At 61.3% G+C, this 13643-nt stretch carries 13 protein-coding genes; 7 read left to right on the forward strand and 6 right to left on the reverse strand.

The genetic code is table 11. The features are described 5' to 3' along the window. Nucleotides 1-58: 58 nt before the first annotated feature. From KYK29_RS08475 to KYK29_RS08500, 6 genes are all read left to right on the forward strand, one after another. Nucleotides 59-757 carry a CoA transferase subunit A gene (locus tag KYK29_RS08475; RefSeq protein WP_254690449.1) on the forward strand — a complete coding sequence of 233 codons (699 nt, stop codon included), beginning with the start codon at nucleotides 59-61 and terminating at the stop codon, nucleotides 755-757. Between the two features lie 20 nt (nucleotides 758-777). After that, entirely contained in the window at nucleotides 778-1407 is a 630-nt protein-coding gene (locus tag KYK29_RS08480) for a 3-oxoacid CoA-transferase subunit B (protein ID WP_254690450.1), read from the forward strand. 213 nt (nucleotides 1408-1620) lie between these two features. Further along, nucleotides 1621-2817 carry an acyl-CoA dehydrogenase family protein gene (locus tag KYK29_RS08485; RefSeq protein ID WP_254690451.1) on the forward strand — a complete coding sequence of 399 codons (1197 nt, stop codon included), beginning with the start codon at nucleotides 1621-1623 and terminating at the stop codon, nucleotides 2815-2817. Continuing rightward, the gene (locus tag KYK29_RS08490; protein ID WP_254690452.1) at nucleotides 2814-3929 is read left to right on the forward strand and encodes an acyl-CoA dehydrogenase family protein; all 1116 of its coding nucleotides are present in this window, start codon (nucleotides 2814-2816) and stop codon (nucleotides 3927-3929) included. Before KYK29_RS08485 ends, KYK29_RS08490 begins: the two co-directional genes overlap by 4 nt. Beyond that, nucleotides 3929-5986 carry an acetate--CoA ligase family protein gene (locus KYK29_RS08495; protein WP_254690453.1) on the forward strand — a complete coding sequence of 686 codons (2058 nt, stop codon included), beginning with the start codon at nucleotides 3929-3931 and terminating at the stop codon, nucleotides 5984-5986. The genes KYK29_RS08490 and KYK29_RS08495 overlap by 1 nt, the downstream gene beginning before the upstream one ends. Before the next feature lie 40 nt (nucleotides 5987-6026). Then, nucleotides 6027-6842, forward strand: coding sequence for an enoyl-CoA hydratase-related protein (locus tag KYK29_RS08500; protein ID WP_254690454.1), 816 nt, complete (start codon nucleotides 6027-6029; stop codon nucleotides 6840-6842). Between the two features lie 145 nt (nucleotides 6843-6987). Here KYK29_RS08500 and KYK29_RS08505 read toward each other — a convergent pair whose 3' ends face one another. Then, nucleotides 6988-7224 carry a tautomerase family protein gene (locus tag KYK29_RS08505; RefSeq protein ID WP_367880978.1) on the reverse strand — a complete coding sequence of 79 codons (237 nt, stop codon included), beginning with the start codon at nucleotides 7222-7224 and terminating at the stop codon, nucleotides 6988-6990. 164 nt (nucleotides 7225-7388) lie between these two features. Here KYK29_RS08505 and KYK29_RS08510 point away from each other — a divergent pair, with 164 nt between their 5' ends. Further along, nucleotides 7389-7634: a hypothetical protein gene (locus KYK29_RS08510; protein WP_254688919.1), complete on the forward strand. Its 246-nt coding sequence runs from the start codon at nucleotides 7389-7391 to the stop codon at nucleotides 7632-7634. Between the two features lie 165 nt (nucleotides 7635-7799). Here KYK29_RS08510 and KYK29_RS08515 read toward each other — a convergent pair whose 3' ends face one another. The 5 genes from KYK29_RS08515 to KYK29_RS08535 all read right to left on the reverse strand — a co-directional run bounded on the left by KYK29_RS08515 (nucleotide 7800) and on the right by KYK29_RS08535 (nucleotide 13642). Then, a complete protein-coding gene (locus KYK29_RS08515) occupies nucleotides 7800-8723 on the reverse strand; it encodes a LysR substrate-binding domain-containing protein (RefSeq protein WP_254690455.1) in 924 nt (307 codons plus the stop codon). Between the two features lie 65 nt (nucleotides 8724-8788). Further along, nucleotides 8789-9994 carry an NAD(P)/FAD-dependent oxidoreductase gene (locus tag KYK29_RS08520; protein ID WP_254690456.1) on the reverse strand — a complete coding sequence of 402 codons (1206 nt, stop codon included), beginning with the start codon at nucleotides 9992-9994 and terminating at the stop codon, nucleotides 8789-8791. Next, the gene (locus tag KYK29_RS08525; RefSeq protein WP_254690457.1) at nucleotides 9991-10809 is read right to left on the reverse strand and encodes an NAD-dependent epimerase/dehydratase family protein; all 819 of its coding nucleotides are present in this window, start codon (nucleotides 10807-10809) and stop codon (nucleotides 9991-9993) included. The genes KYK29_RS08520 and KYK29_RS08525 overlap by 4 nt, the downstream gene beginning before the upstream one ends. 11 nt (nucleotides 10810-10820) lie before the next feature. Then, on the reverse strand, nucleotides 10821-12026 hold the full coding sequence (locus KYK29_RS08530; protein ID WP_254690458.1) for a pyridoxal phosphate-dependent aminotransferase: 1206 nt from the start codon (nucleotides 12024-12026) through the stop codon (nucleotides 10821-10823). Further along, complete coding sequence (locus KYK29_RS08535) at nucleotides 12023-13642, reverse strand: hydantoinase B/oxoprolinase family protein (protein WP_254690459.1); 1620 nt, start codon at nucleotides 13640-13642, stop codon at nucleotides 12023-12025. Before KYK29_RS08535 ends, KYK29_RS08530 begins: the two co-directional genes overlap by 4 nt. Nucleotide 13643 lies beyond the last annotated feature (1 nt).

The raw sequence follows: 13643 nt of genomic DNA on the forward strand, positions 1-13643 counted from the left end.
TTAGCATCGGGCCAATCAACGGCCTGCATCAATTCGCACGTAAAAGGGGATCGCTTCAGTGAACAAGGTATTTGAACGGCCCGAGGAAGCGCTACAGGGGCTCTTGTTCGACGGCATGTTTATTGCTGCGGGCGGGTTTGGTCTTTGCGGCATTCCGGAGCTCATGATCGACGCCATTCAAGCAGCCGGCACAAAGGACCTGACGATTGCTTCGAACAATTGCGGCGCCGACGATTTCGGGCTCGGCGTGCTGCTGAAGACGAAACAGATCAGGAAGATGATCTCCTCCTATGTCGGCGAGAACGCCGAGTTCATGCGGCAATATCTCAGTGGAGAACTGGAACTGGAGTTCAACCCTCAGGGAACGCTGGCGGAGCGCATGCGAGCGGGTGGCGCCGGCATCGCCGGCTTTTATACGAAGACCGGGGTTGGCACGGTCGTGGCCGAGGGCAAGGAAACGAAGGTCTTCAACGGCGAGACCTTCGTTCTCGAGACAGGCATCGTCGCCGACTTGTCGATCGTCAAGGCGTGGAAGGCCGACACCTCCGGCAACCTCGTCTTCCGCAAGACGGCCCGCAACTTCAATCCGCCGGCTGCGACCTGCGGCAAGATCTGCATCGCCGAGGTCGAAGAGATCGTGCCCGTCGGCAGCCTGGATCCCGATCATATCCACGTGCCGGGGATCTACGTGCATCGTCTGATCCAGGGGCGACATGAGAAACGGATCGAACAGCGCACAACGCGCGCGGCAGCTTGAAAGGCAGGGGGACAGGAGACATGGCCTGGGACAGAAACCAGATGGCGGCCCGTGCGGCGCGCGAACTCGAGGACGGCACCTACGTCAATCTCGGCATCGGCATTCCGACGCTCGTCGCCAACTATATTCCGGAAGGCGTTCACGTGACGCTGCAATCGGAGAACGGCCTCCTCGGCATCGGTCCCTTCCCGACCGAAGATCAGATCGACGCCGATCTCATCAATGCCGGCAAGCAGACGGTGACGGCGCTCCCGCATTCGGCCTTCTTTGATTCCGCCCAGAGCTTCGCAATGATCCGCGGCGGCAAGATCGCCATGGCGATCCTCGGCGCCATGGAGGTGGCCGAGAATGGCGATCTCGCCAACTGGATGATCCCCGGAAAGCTTGTCAAGGGCATGGGCGGCGCGATGGACCTCGTGGCAGGCGTCAAGCGAGTGGTGGTCGTGATGGACCACACCAACAAGGCGGGAGAATCCAAGGTCCTGAGAGCCTGCACCCTGCCGCTCACAGGAAAGAGCGTTGTCGATCGGATCATCACCAATCTTGGTGTGCTGGACGTCGTCGATGGCGGACTGAGGCTGGTCGAGCTTGCCGAAGGCGTCACCGACGGCGAAATCCGCCGCGCCACCGAGGCGACGATCATCAACTGATCCGACGGCGTCTCGCTAATGCTTCCGAGGCCGCAGGAGCCTGGAAATTTGTCGCGAGGTCGCACCGCCGCAGATCGCAAGGCGATGCTGATTTACACGACAGACCTTAGTCATACCGGAAAACATGTCGATCCTATTCACATGTTCTCCGGCAATAATAAAGTGACGATTGATGTGCTGCACTCTAGCTTTAGGTGTAGCGGAGGGCGGAAAATGGAACGGCTTGACAGCATCTTGAACTCACATGACGCCATTGCGTTTCGCGATCGCGTGAAACGGCTTCTCGTCGACCATTTGCCGAAACACATCCGGATCCAGGTCGAGCAGGAAAAAATGGATCTTTCCAAGGAAGATCAGAGAACCTGGCATAAAATACTGCGAGCGCACGGGCTGGCCTGCCCGTCATGGCCCGTCGAATACGGCGGTCCCGGGCTTGCAGATCACGAACTCTACATACTGGAGCGGGAGTTTGCGCTCGGAGGCGCGCCCCGTCCGATGATCTACGGGGTGACGATGCTGGGCCCGGCCCTCATCGCCCATGGAACGCCGGAGCAGCAGCAGCGATTCCTTCCAGGTATTCTGGAAGGGGACACCTTCTGGTGCCAGGGCTTCTCCGAAACCAACGCCGGCTCGGACCTTGCCAGTCTGAAGTGCGCCGTTCGGCGTGAGGGTGACGAATATGTCATAAACGGTCACAAGATGTGGACCAGCGAGGGACACATCGCCGATTGGATGTTCGGGATTTTCCGCACGGATTCGTCCGGAAGGAAGCAACAGGGCATCACCTTCCTGCTTCTCGATATGCGCAGCCCTGGTGTCAGCGTTCAGCCCATCCAGACCTTCGACGGCACCGGGATCGAAATCAACCAGGTATTCTTTGACAACGTAAGGGTTCCTGTCGATCAGCGCATCGGCGATGAAGGCGCGGGATGGGATATCGCCAAGTCGGTGCTTACCGCCGAAAGATTTGGCAACGCCGAAGTCTCGCGATCCATCGCATCGCTGGAGCGCTTGAAGGATTACTGCCGCGCGACCAGCCTTGACGGAAGGCCGCTGATTCAAGACCCGATCATCGCCAGACGTCTTGTCGAACTCGAAATTTCACTTCAGGCCGTTGAACAGACCGAGCTTCGGTTCCTTTTTCATGCCGGCGACGAACTCGGGGCAGAGGCGGCGCTGCTCAAGCTGCGAGGAACGGAGGTGCAGAACGCGATCCTCGCGGCTGCCACCGACCTTCGGGGGCCATCGGCATCGCTCCTGCTGGATGAGGACCATCCGGGCGCATCGGCTGAATACACCAGTGCGAGCCACGCGTTGAAGGCTCATATGAACTATCGGAAAACGATGATCTACGGCGGCTCGAGTGAAGTGCAGCGTAACATTCTTGCCAAGGGGGCCTTGGGTCTATGATCAAGTCTTTGGGATTGAATGAAACCGAGCGCTTGGTACGCGATTCCGTTACCGACTGCGTATCGGATATCGCGGGTGCCGGAGGCACCGCACGGGCGCAGGGACACGGCGCCTTGTCCTCGCTCGCCAAGCTGGGGGTCCTGGCAGCGCCTCTATCCGAAAATCTGGGCGGGATGGGTGAAGGCCTCGGCACGGCGATGCTGGTTCTTGAGCCGCTTGGTCGCAAAGCCCTTGTCACCCCTTACGTTGAAAAGATCTGCGTGCCAGCCGCCGTGGCGGAGTTTTATCCGGGACACGAAGACCTACGCAAACATCTTGAATCAGCGGCAAATGCCGGCCCCGGCGCGGTCATGGCCTGGGTCGAGGCGGGGCGGGGCTGGAATAGAATCCCCAAATCGACGACCGCCAGGCGGGAGGCGGACGCCTGGCGTCTCGAAGGCAGAAAGAGCCTCGTGCGCTGGGGAGATCAGGCCGCCGCTTTCATTGTGACTTCAAAAGTCGATGATGAGCCAGCTCTATTTCTGGTAGCTGCCGATTTGGAGGGCGTGGAGATAAAAAGCTATCCGTCAGGCGACGGACGGGTGATGAGCGACATCGTCTTCCACAATGTCCAGCTTCCGAACAACAGCCGGATGGATGACGGAAACGCCCGGCAGGTTATCGAATATGCCCTGGATGCCGGTTCAGCGCTATCGCTCGCCGAAGCTGTCGGCCTGATGGACGGGTCGCTCGAAATGACGGTCGACTACCTGAAAACTCGCGAGCAATTCGGTACGGCCCTGTCGAAAATGCAAGTTCTACAACATCGGCTTGTCGAGATGTATGCATCGACAGAATGCGCATGGTCGCTGGCCCATGAGGCGGCCTCCAGTCTCGCCAGGGACGTTCCGCCAAAGTCTCGGGCGTGCGCCGTGTCTCGGGCCAAAGCTTATATTGGCCGGATGGGGCGTTTCGTGGGCCAGGAGGCACTCCAGATGCATGGCGCCATCGGGATGACGGAGGAATACCCGCTCGGCCGGTATCTTCAGCGGTTGACCGCGATTGACCTCGATTACGGAGACAGTGACTGGCACCTGAGCCGTCTTTCTAACGTCATGCAGGAAATTGACTGATGAATCGCGATTTGACGCCTCTATTTTCTCCGTCTGCCGTCGCAATTTTCGGGGCGAGTGGCCGGGAAGGCCGCCCTGGCTACGAAATCGTCAAGGCGTTGCAGTCTTTTCCGAAGGGGCCGCGTCTGTATCCGGTGACGCCCGTCTACCAGGACATTGACGGGATCAAATGCTACGCCAGCATCAACGACATTCCCGAAAAAATCGACCTTGGGGTTATCGCAAGCGGCGCCGCCCGGGTCATCGATGACGCCCGAAGCGCGATTTCCGCCGGCGCTCGCGCACTTCATGTCGTCGGTGATCTCGCACAGGAAGACAGTACGCGCCTTGCGGCAATCGCAAAGGATGCCGGCGCGGTCCTGCTTGGTCCGAACTCCATCGGTTACGTCGACTTTACGGGCGGCATCGCTTCAACCTGGGCAATGCCCCCGGAAGATCACCGCGCGGCAGGAAATATCGCACTCATACTGCAATCGGGCGCGCTATTTTCTTACGCTAACGCCATCGATCCGCGTCTTACGTTCAGCATGACCGTTCATCTCGGCCGGGAACTGGACGTGAACCTGGTCGACATGATTTACCGTGCGCTCTCGGATGCGCAAACGCGTGTGATAGGCGTTTATCTCGAAAGCATAGGCGACAGCCGGCTTCTTGGGGAGGCGCTCGCTGCGGCGGCGTCTCAAGGCGTCCCGGTTGTCGTACTCGCTCCGGGAAGGACAGCTGAAGCCGCAGAAGCGATTGCGACGCATGCAGGTCGAATGGCGGGCGGCAAAGCGCCGCTGGAAGCCATCGTCCGTCGCTACCGATTGATCGAGTGCATTACGCTCGATCAGTTTTGGTGCACGCTTCATGTACTGTCCACCGGAATAAAGTTCGATCGTGGCGGCGTCGCGGTCATCACCGATTCAGGGGCGCAGCGGGCCATGGCGCTGGACGCGGCCAGCCGGTCCAGGCTGCCGCTTGCGAGGTTCTCGAAAGAAACTGAAGATGCGTTGCGGAACATTCTGGCGCCCGAGTTGTCGACATCCAATCCCATCGACATCTGGGCCGGCGAGAACGATGTTTCGGCTCATGTCGCAAACTGCCTTTCGACTGCGATGGCCGATGACGACGTGACGATCGGAGCGTTCGTTACCGAATTCGGAGTGCCGGCCGCCGACACCTTCTCTACAAGGATTGCGGAGGGTGTCGCCAGGCTGTCCAATGGTTCAAAGCCGGTTTTCGCAATCGGTTTTTCGACCCGCCATTTCGTTTCGGACCGCATCATGACCCTGGAGCGCGCAGGCGTTCCTGTCCTTGATGGGCTTGAGACCTCATTTACGGCTCTTGCGCAGCTTCATCAGTACGGCTCCGGGCAGGACTACCCCGCTGCGGCTCGACTTGAAGATACCTTGAAGCCCAGCATCGAAGCCGCGCTTGAGAAGATGTCGGAGAACGATGAGACCAGTACACTGGATGTCATCGAGGCGGCGGGGATACCCACGGTCGCCCGCAAGACAGTCCAGAGTCTGGAGGCTGCCTTACACGCCGCACATGCGATAGGCTATCCCGTTGTCATGAAGACCGCAGAAGCCGTCGCTCACAAGACCGAGGTCGCGGGCGTAGTCCTGGATATTACGGACGACGCCAAGCTGGAAGCTGCATACCGCGACCTGGAGAGCCGTATCGGGCCGAGAATCCTGATTGCCTCGATGCTGAAAGGCGGCGTCGAACTGGCTCTTGGTGCAGTCATCGATCCCATAGCAGGCCCCATGGTGATGGTCGCCGCGGGCGGCGTCAAAGCAGAGATTCTGGCTGACCGGCAGTTCGCTCTGGCTCCAGTCAGCGAGGAAGAAGCGGCCGATATGCTTCGATCGCTGCAAATAAGTCCCACCCTTGATCCATACAGGGGCAAACCGGGGATAAACAGACAGGCGATCGCCAAAGCGATTGCGAGCTTGTCGCGGCTTATCGGCGAGTATCCCCAGACCATTGCCGCGATCGACATCAATCCGATCATCGCGACACCAGAGGGTGTCGTAGCCGTAGATGCGCTGATTTCACGCTCTTTGAAGTAGCGCGGCCCGGCCGTCAGACCGTTCAATCAAGGAAGTTTTCATGTCAGAGCCAATCATCAAAACCAGTCGGATCGGGAACGTTCTTGAGATTGTTCTCAACAGACCACCCGTCAACGCCATCAACCGCGAGATGAGCAGGGCGATCCATGCGGCTCTCAGGTCGCTTCAAGAAGACCCCGAACTCAGTGTCGGCGTCATCATCGGATCGGGCGAGCGGATCTTCTCGGCAGGTTGGGATCTCAAGGATGTCGCGGCGGCTGGTTTTGACCCCACGTCTGACGCAGACAACGAAACGGGCCACGGGGCCGGCGGGTTTGCAGGCATTACCGAGTATCACGGTTTGCTGAAACCCGTGGTCGCGGCGATCAACGGTGTCGCCGTGGGCGGCGGTTTCGAAATGGCTCTCGCGTGCGATGTGATCATCGCTGCTGAACATGCTTACTTCGAACTGCCGGAGATGCAGCGGGGGTTCCTTGCGGATAGCGGGGCGATCCAGCGGCTTCCGAAACGCATCCCCTACAACGTTGCGAAAGAAATGCTACTGACAGGCCGGCGGATGCCTGCCCGGGAAGCGCAGGAATGGGGCTTGGTAGCCTCCGTTCACGAAAGCGGCGAACTCCGCCAGGCCGCGCTCGATCTAGCCACGAGCATCGCCAAGGGGGCTCCTTTGGCGCTTCAGGCGATGAAAGAGGTTTTAACGCATATTGAGACGCTTTCCACCGCCGACGCCATGGCGTTGACAAAGCCAGGCAGGAGCGGCCTTGAGATGTACGAGCGCATGTCGCATTCGGAAGACTTTATCGAAGGCCCCCGCGCCTTCGTGGAAAAGCGTGCTCCTGTCTGGAAAGGCAAATAAGCTGCCAGGCGAGCCGATCTCGCATGAATGCAGCGAAGAGCACCGGACATAACCTCATGGATCGGCTGGCCGGTTCCTTTCGTCACCCTTCGCGTCGTCAATACGTGCGGAGGAACGGACCGTTGCCATCGACACCCATGCGATTTCAGTCTTTCGGACCGTATCCTGGCATCCGATAGATGGTGTCCCGGCGCTGATGGATGTCCGGCTCGTAGACCCGGGCCATCCAGTCGGCGTCCGCAACGTCCTCGATGGCGACGGAGACCAGATCTTCGCCGCAGCCTAGCGAAGCCGTCACAGCTTTGGTCAAGGCCTCGGCCAGCGCTTGCTTCTGGCTTTCAGATCGGCCTTCGACCATCTTCAGTATGACATGTGGCATCATTCCTCCTCACCGCACACTGACGGGATAACACCATATCGTTCATTTTTAGTGAACGGTATGGTTGGTATTCGATGTCTTCTCTGAACGATCCTGCGCGGCTATCTATTCCTCATCGAAACGGACAGACCGCTTCGAGCGACAAACAAACAAACAAGGTGACTGAAATGAAAAAAATCGCTCTCTCCGCCGCCGCTTTCGCCCTGATCGCCGGTTCCGCTTTCGCAGCCATGCCCGTCAGCGGCGCGGTCCAGTCCTATGATCCCGCGGCCCGCGTCATCACGTTCGCAAGCGGCAAGACCGTCGCCATCGCCTCCGACGTCGCCATTCCGGCAAACCTCGGCGCCGGCTCCCATGCCACGGTGCAGATGAACGACGCCGGTGACGCCGGGATCGTGGTCCTCAGCCGCTGATAGTCCCCGCAATTCCTTTCCTGACTTTTTCAGGCCCGCTATCTCATTCGGATAGCGGGTCTTTTTAATGACGCGTCTTGCGTCGCGGCTTGGCACGCTTGCCGTATGCGCCGGGGGTGCAATTTCGCGCGCCGTAGGTCTTTGACGCGATTGCGCTGCGATCCACTAACCCAGCGCACCCGTATTCGACCACTCCTCGGTCGAAATCCAGTCGCAAAAGGCAGAGATGATCTTTACCCGTTTATGGGCTTTCGGAACGACAAGGTAGAAACCGGGTATGTCCTTCTTGTCCATTGTATCGAGTATATCGATGCCGAGCGGCGCGACGAGCGTGCCCGCCTCGATATCGCCCAGCGCATCGAGCTTCGAGACGAGCCCGACGCCGATGCCGGAAATGCTGCCCCGGCGCATCGTCGCCGCATCCTGGAACTCGATCTCGCCCGCCATTTCCATCGATGGCAGGCCGAGATGCGCCAGCACCTTGCGCCAGAGGTCCCGCGCCATGACGGGATGCAGGAGGGTCATGCGGCCGAGGTCGGCGGGCGAATGGATCTGTCTGGCCAGTTCCGGCGAGCAGCAGATGATTTTCGGGTCATGCATCAGCAGCTTGACGTCATATTCCTTCCAGTTGCCGAAACCCCACTGGATGGAAACATCCACCTCATCGGCCGCAAAGTCCCGGACGTTGACCATCGTCGTCATCCGGATATCGGCGCCGGGCATGCGCTGGCGAAAACGCTCAAGCCGTTCCATCAGGTAGCGCGTGGCGAAATATGGGCTGACATTGATGTTGATGCGGTTGCGGTAGGCCGAATTGGTGACGCGGCGGATACCTTCCGTAAATTCATCGAATCCCGCCTGGACAAAATGCGAGAGGATGATCGCATGTTCCGTCGGCTCGATGACCCGCGCCTTCCGTTCGAACAGGGAGACATGCAAGGTATCCTCCAGCAACTTGATTTGCTGGCTGATGGCCTGCGGGGTGACGAGAAGCTCGTCCGCCGCGCTGCGAAACGTCCCCTGCCGCATGACCGCCCAGAAGGCGCGCAATGCGTTGAGAGGGGGAAGCCGCGTATGTTGTCCAGCCAAGGCGCTCTCCGGCAGGCGATTTCAGATGACGACCGGCCCCACCCGCGATTAAGAGCCGGCGGCCGTTATATCACAGCCTTTTCGAGGAAGGGTCGGTTCTCCACGATCCGCTCATAGCCGACTTCCGTCAGGTCCAATGTGCGATATTCGCCATAGGCGATCAATTCGGACACACCCCGCCCCGTCGCAGGCCCCTGTTGCAGGCCATGGCCGGAAAACCCGTTTGCGAAGACGAAATTGCGCACCGTGGGATGGCGGCCGACGACCAGATTATGGTCCAGCGTGTTGAAATCGTAGTGGCCCGCCCACTGGTTCACGACCTTGATCGCCTCGAAAGCCGGCGAGCGTTCGGCCAGAGCCGGCCAGATGATCTCCTCGAATTCCTCATAGCGCGGCTCGAAATCATCCCAATCGGTGGCCGGATCCTCCACCGGCGGGCAACCCGCCAGGAAGAAGCGGCCTTCGGGCCGGCAGAACACGCCGGACGGATCGATCATCAGCGGAAGGCGTCCCTGATTGACGTTTGCGGTTCCCTCGGGCGTGCGGGCGCAATCGAACACGAACAGGGTACGCTTGCGTGGCTCGACCGGAATATCGAGGCCGGCCATGCGCGCGGTGAGCGCCGCGCGCGGACCGGAGGCGTTGACGACCGTGCCGGCTTTGACGACCGCGCCCGATTTCAGCGTCACCGACGTCACCCTGTCGCCGTCGCGGCCGATGGCCACGGCTTCGTCCGTGACATAATCGACGCCCAGCGAGCGGGCCTTGTTCCTGAAGCCGTACATCAGGCCGGTATTGTTGAACCAGCCCTCGCCGGAACGACCGTAGGAGGCCAGTTCGATATCGCCCACGGCCAGATGCGGGAAGGCCTTCGCCAGTTCGTCGCGGCCCCAGAGCACGACATCGGCGCCACAGGAAATCTGCGCCTCATGGTTTTCCTTCAGGATCTGCACCTGCTCGGCCGTATTGGCGAGGAACAGGTAGCCGCCGGGGTGGAAGCCGAGATCCGGCCTGTCATCGCCCACCTGCATCATCTCGCCGAAATTGCGGATGACTTCGGAACCGTACTGGCTGATCCTCACGTTGATCGGGTTGGAGAATTGCGTACGGATCGAGGACGACGACAGCGCGGTCGCCGCCGTCAGATAGCTCGGGTCCCTTTCGACGACGAGTACAGACCCGTCGAAGTCGGGGTTGGCCGCAAGATAATAGGCAACGGCGGAACCGATCACCGCGCCGCCGACGATAACGACGTCGTACTGGTCTTTCATTTCGATGCCTCGTCATTGGGATGGCCGATATCGACGAACCATCCGCCGAGATGAACGGTGGACGGCGCCTTCGGATCGGCCGGCGGTTTCTCCGCCTCGACCTTGTCACGGAAGCGCTCGGTATTGTCCTGCGGCACATAGCCGAGATGGCCGGCCCTGGAATTGTCGACCGGCTTCACCGCATTGTCGGAGAGGCCGAAGCTGATCGTGTGGCCGACATACGGCGCCGTCAGGCCGGCGGTGACGAGGCGGATGCAATCCTCGAAGGACAGCCAGGACCAGAGCATGCGGCGATCCGCCGGCTCGGGGAAGGAGGAGAAGATGCGCAGGCACACGCTCTCCAGCCCGAACTTGTCCCAGTAGAAGCGGCTCAGCGCCTCGACGAAGCATTTGGAAACGCCGTAGAGGCTATCGGGCCGGACCGGCGCATCGGTGTCGATATGGGCTTCCAGCGTGTGATATCCGATCGCATGGACCGATGAAGCGTAGATGACGCGCTTGACGGCATGCTTCCGGGCGGCTTCGTAGATGTGGTAGCTGCCGCGGATATTGGCGTCGAGGATATCCTGCCAGGGCCGTTCCAGCGGAATGCCGCCGAAATGCACGACGGCATCGACGCCTTCCACCGCCTTCATCACGGCGGCTTCGTCGGCGAGATCGAAGACCATCGCCTCCTCGTTCGGCTGCAAATCCCCGATTTCATCGATATCGGCCAGACGCAGACGGTCGGCCAACGGGGCCAGGCCGCGGCGCAGTTCCCGGCCGAGACGGCCGGCGGCTCCGGTGATCAGAATGGTCTTGTAGGGTTTGGACATTCTTGCTTCCATCAGAATTCGAGTTTGGCAACGGCCGCAGCGATGCGCCGCACCGCCTCGCTCAGGATCGCCTCGGAGGTGGCGGTGGAGATGCGGAAGAAGGGCGACAGACCGTAGGCAGTGCCCGGAACGGCCGCCACATGCCCCTCGTCGAGAAGATATTTCGCGACCGCGACATCGTCGTCCAGGATCCGGCCGGCGGGAGTCCGGGCGCCAATCAGCGCGGCGCAGCCGATATAGGCATAAAAGGCGCCCTCCGGCGGGTCGAGGCTGAGCGCATTGATTTTCGCGATGCCCGCGACGACGAGATCGCGGCGGCGCTCGAACGCCGTGCGAAACGCCGCGACGCAATCCTGCGGGCCTTCCAGTGCTGCCTTGGCGGCGATCTGCGCCGGTGCGGAGACGGAGGTGCAGGACTGGCTCTGGATCGTCGCCATCGCCCTGATCAGGTCCTTCGGGCCGGCGGCATAGCCGACCCGCCAGCCGGTCATGGCATAGGCCTTGGACATGCCGTTGACGATCAACGAGCGATCGCGCAATTCCGGGCAGGCCGCGCCGAAGGAAACGAACGTGCGGCCGTCGAAGATGATGTGCTCGTAGATCTCGTCCGAGAGGATCATGACCTTGGGATACCGGGCGAGCACCGCGCCCAGCGCCTTCAACTGCGCCTCGCTATAGACCGCGCCCGACGGGTTGCCCGGCATGTTGAGGAACAGCCAGCGGGTCTTTTCGGTAAGCGCCGCCGCCAGCACCTCCGGCGTCAGGCGAAACCCGTTCTCGGCCGCGCAGGCCGGGGTGACGGGCACGCCGCCGAAGAGCTTCACCATTTCCGGATAGGAGACGAAATAGGGGGCGGGCAGGATCGCCTCGTCGCCCTCCTCCACGGTCGCCATCAGCGCGTTGAAGATGATCTGCTTGGCCCCGTTGGCGACCGCGATCTCGTCGATGGCATAATCGAGGCCGTTTTCTCGGCTGAACTTGGCGGCGATCGCCTTGCGCAGTTCCATCGTGCCGAGCGAGGCGGTGTAGAGCATGCGCTCCTTGCGCGCCGCCTCGAACGCGGCCTCGGTGACGTGGGCGGGAGCGGGAAAGTCCGGCTCGCCGAGGCCGAGGTCGATCACGTCCACCCCGGTCGCCGCCAGATCCCTGGCGGCCTGCGAGACGGCCATGGAGGCGGAAGGTTTCACGGCGGAAAGCCGGCTGGCGATATGGCTCATCGTTTCTTCTCCGTCACGTAACCCTTGGACAGGTCTTCGGCCCTGGCTTCGGCCGAGCGCTCGGCCGGGTTTCCGAACCCGCCGCCGCCCGGCAGTTCCAGCACCAGCCGGCGGCCCGTCGGCACATGTTGCCAGCCCTTGGAGCGCACCGTCGTTCCATCGTCGAGCCTTGCCGAACCCGGTGCGCCGTCCTCGCCGCCATCGCGCCCGCGCGGCGGTGTCGCGATCCGGTCGAACATTGCCGAGAAGTCGAACTCATGGCCCTCCGCCGGCGCGATCTCGATAATCTGGCCGAGGCCGCCGCGATACTTGCCCGCGCCGCCGGAATCGGGACGCAGTTCCTTGCGCCAGACGACGATGGGGCCGGTATGCTCGGTCGCCTCGATCGGCATGGTATGCACGCCCGAAGGAAACGCCGTCGACGACAGGCCGTCAATACAAGGCCGCGCACCCATGCCGCCCGAATTGAACATCAGCACCTCCGCGCGCCGCCCGGACGTTCCGGCAAGCGGGCGGGCCGAAATATGAATATTCCACAGGGCCGCCGCGCCCTCGGCGAGAATCTTGCCGGGCAGCGCCTTGGCCAGCGCGCCGAGCACGAGATCCGGCACCATGTGGCCGATGACATGGCGCACCGAAACCGGCGCCGGCCGCTCCGCGTTGAGGATATTGACCGGCGAGGAAACATTGAAGACGGCGAGAGAGGCCGCATTGTTCGGAATATCGGGCGCCACCACGCATTTCAGCGCGTAGCTGGCATAGGCCTTGGTGTAGATCAGCGGCACGTTGATGCCCCAGCGGCTCATGGCGTCCGTGCCGGAAAAATCGACGTTGACGCCCGTATCGGTAATCGAGACCTCGGCCGCAAGCCTGATCGGCTCGTCATAGCCGTCCGTCAGCATGTCGTTCGTCCATGACCCCTTCGGCAGGCCGGCGATCCGCTCCATCGTCGCCGCATGCGTACGCGACAGGATGAAATCGCCGAGCGTATCGAGATTGTCGTAGCCGACCTCATCCAGCATCTCGATCAATCGCTTGTGGCCGACGTCGTTGCAGGCGGCGAGCGAATAGAAATCGCCGATCACCTGGTTCGGCTCGCGCACATTGAGGCGCAGGATCTTCAGGAGATCCCGGTTCACCGTGCCGCGTTCGGCGAATTTCATGATCGGGATCTGGATGCCTTCCTCATAGACCGACTTGCCATCGGCCCCAAAGCCGCGCCCGCCGACATCCACCACATGCGCCGTGCAGGCGAAGAAACCGATCAGTTCGTCGCCCCTGAACGAGGGCGAGACCATGGTGATGTCGTGCAGGTGGCCGGTGCCTTTCCACGGATCGTTGGTGACGTAGGTATCGCCCGGATACATCTCCTCGCGCGGGATTTCGGCGATGAAGTGCAGAACCGCCTCGGCCATGGTGTTGACATGGCCCGGCGTGCCGGTGACGGCCTGCGCCAGCATCTCACCCTTCGCGTTGTAGACGCCGGCCGAAAGGTCACCCGCCTCGCGGACGGACGTGGAGAACGCGGTGCGCAGCAGCGTCAGCGCCTGTTCCTCGACGACCGAGATCAGGCGGTTCCACATGACCTGCATGCGAATTTCATTGATATCGCTCATG

The organism is Shinella daejeonensis (assembly GCF_024281235.1).
GTDB classification, from domain to species: Bacteria; Pseudomonadota; Alphaproteobacteria; order Rhizobiales; family Rhizobiaceae; genus Shinella; species Shinella daejeonensis.

What these genes read in the sequence shown, in the direction of transcription:
- KYK29_RS08480 (WP_254690450.1), top strand. Translation starts at nt 778, where the DNA reads ATGGCCTGGGACAGAAACCAGATGGCGGCCCGTGCGGCGCGCGAACTC.
- KYK29_RS08485 (WP_254690451.1), top strand. Translation starts at nt 1,621, where the DNA reads ATGGAACGGCTTGACAGCATCTTGAACTCACATGACGCCATTGCGTTT.
- KYK29_RS08490 (WP_254690452.1), top strand. Translation starts at nt 2,814, where the DNA reads ATGATCAAGTCTTTGGGATTGAATGAAACCGAGCGCTTGGTACGCGAT.
- KYK29_RS08495 (WP_254690453.1), top strand. Translation starts at nt 3,929, where the DNA reads ATGAATCGCGATTTGACGCCTCTATTTTCTCCGTCTGCCGTCGCAATT.
- KYK29_RS08500 (WP_254690454.1), top strand. Translation starts at nt 6,027, where the DNA reads ATGTCAGAGCCAATCATCAAAACCAGTCGGATCGGGAACGTTCTTGAG.
- KYK29_RS08505 (WP_367880978.1), bottom strand. Translation starts at nt 7,224, where the DNA reads ATGATGCCACATGTCATACTGAAGATGGTCGAAGGCCGATCTGAAAGC.
- KYK29_RS08510 (WP_254688919.1), top strand. Translation starts at nt 7,389, where the DNA reads ATGAAAAAAATCGCTCTCTCCGCCGCCGCTTTCGCCCTGATCGCCGGT.
- KYK29_RS08520 (WP_254690456.1), bottom strand. Translation starts at nt 9,994, where the DNA reads ATGAAAGACCAGTACGACGTCGTTATCGTCGGCGGCGCGGTGATCGGT.
- KYK29_RS08525 (WP_254690457.1), bottom strand. Translation starts at nt 10,809, where the DNA reads ATGTCCAAACCCTACAAGACCATTCTGATCACCGGAGCCGCCGGCCGT.
- KYK29_RS08530 (WP_254690458.1), bottom strand. Translation starts at nt 12,026, where the DNA reads ATGAGCCATATCGCCAGCCGGCTTTCCGCCGTGAAACCTTCCGCCTCC.
- KYK29_RS08535 (WP_254690459.1), bottom strand. Translation starts at nt 13,642, where the DNA reads ATGAGCGATATCAATGAAATTCGCATGCAGGTCATGTGGAACCGCCTG.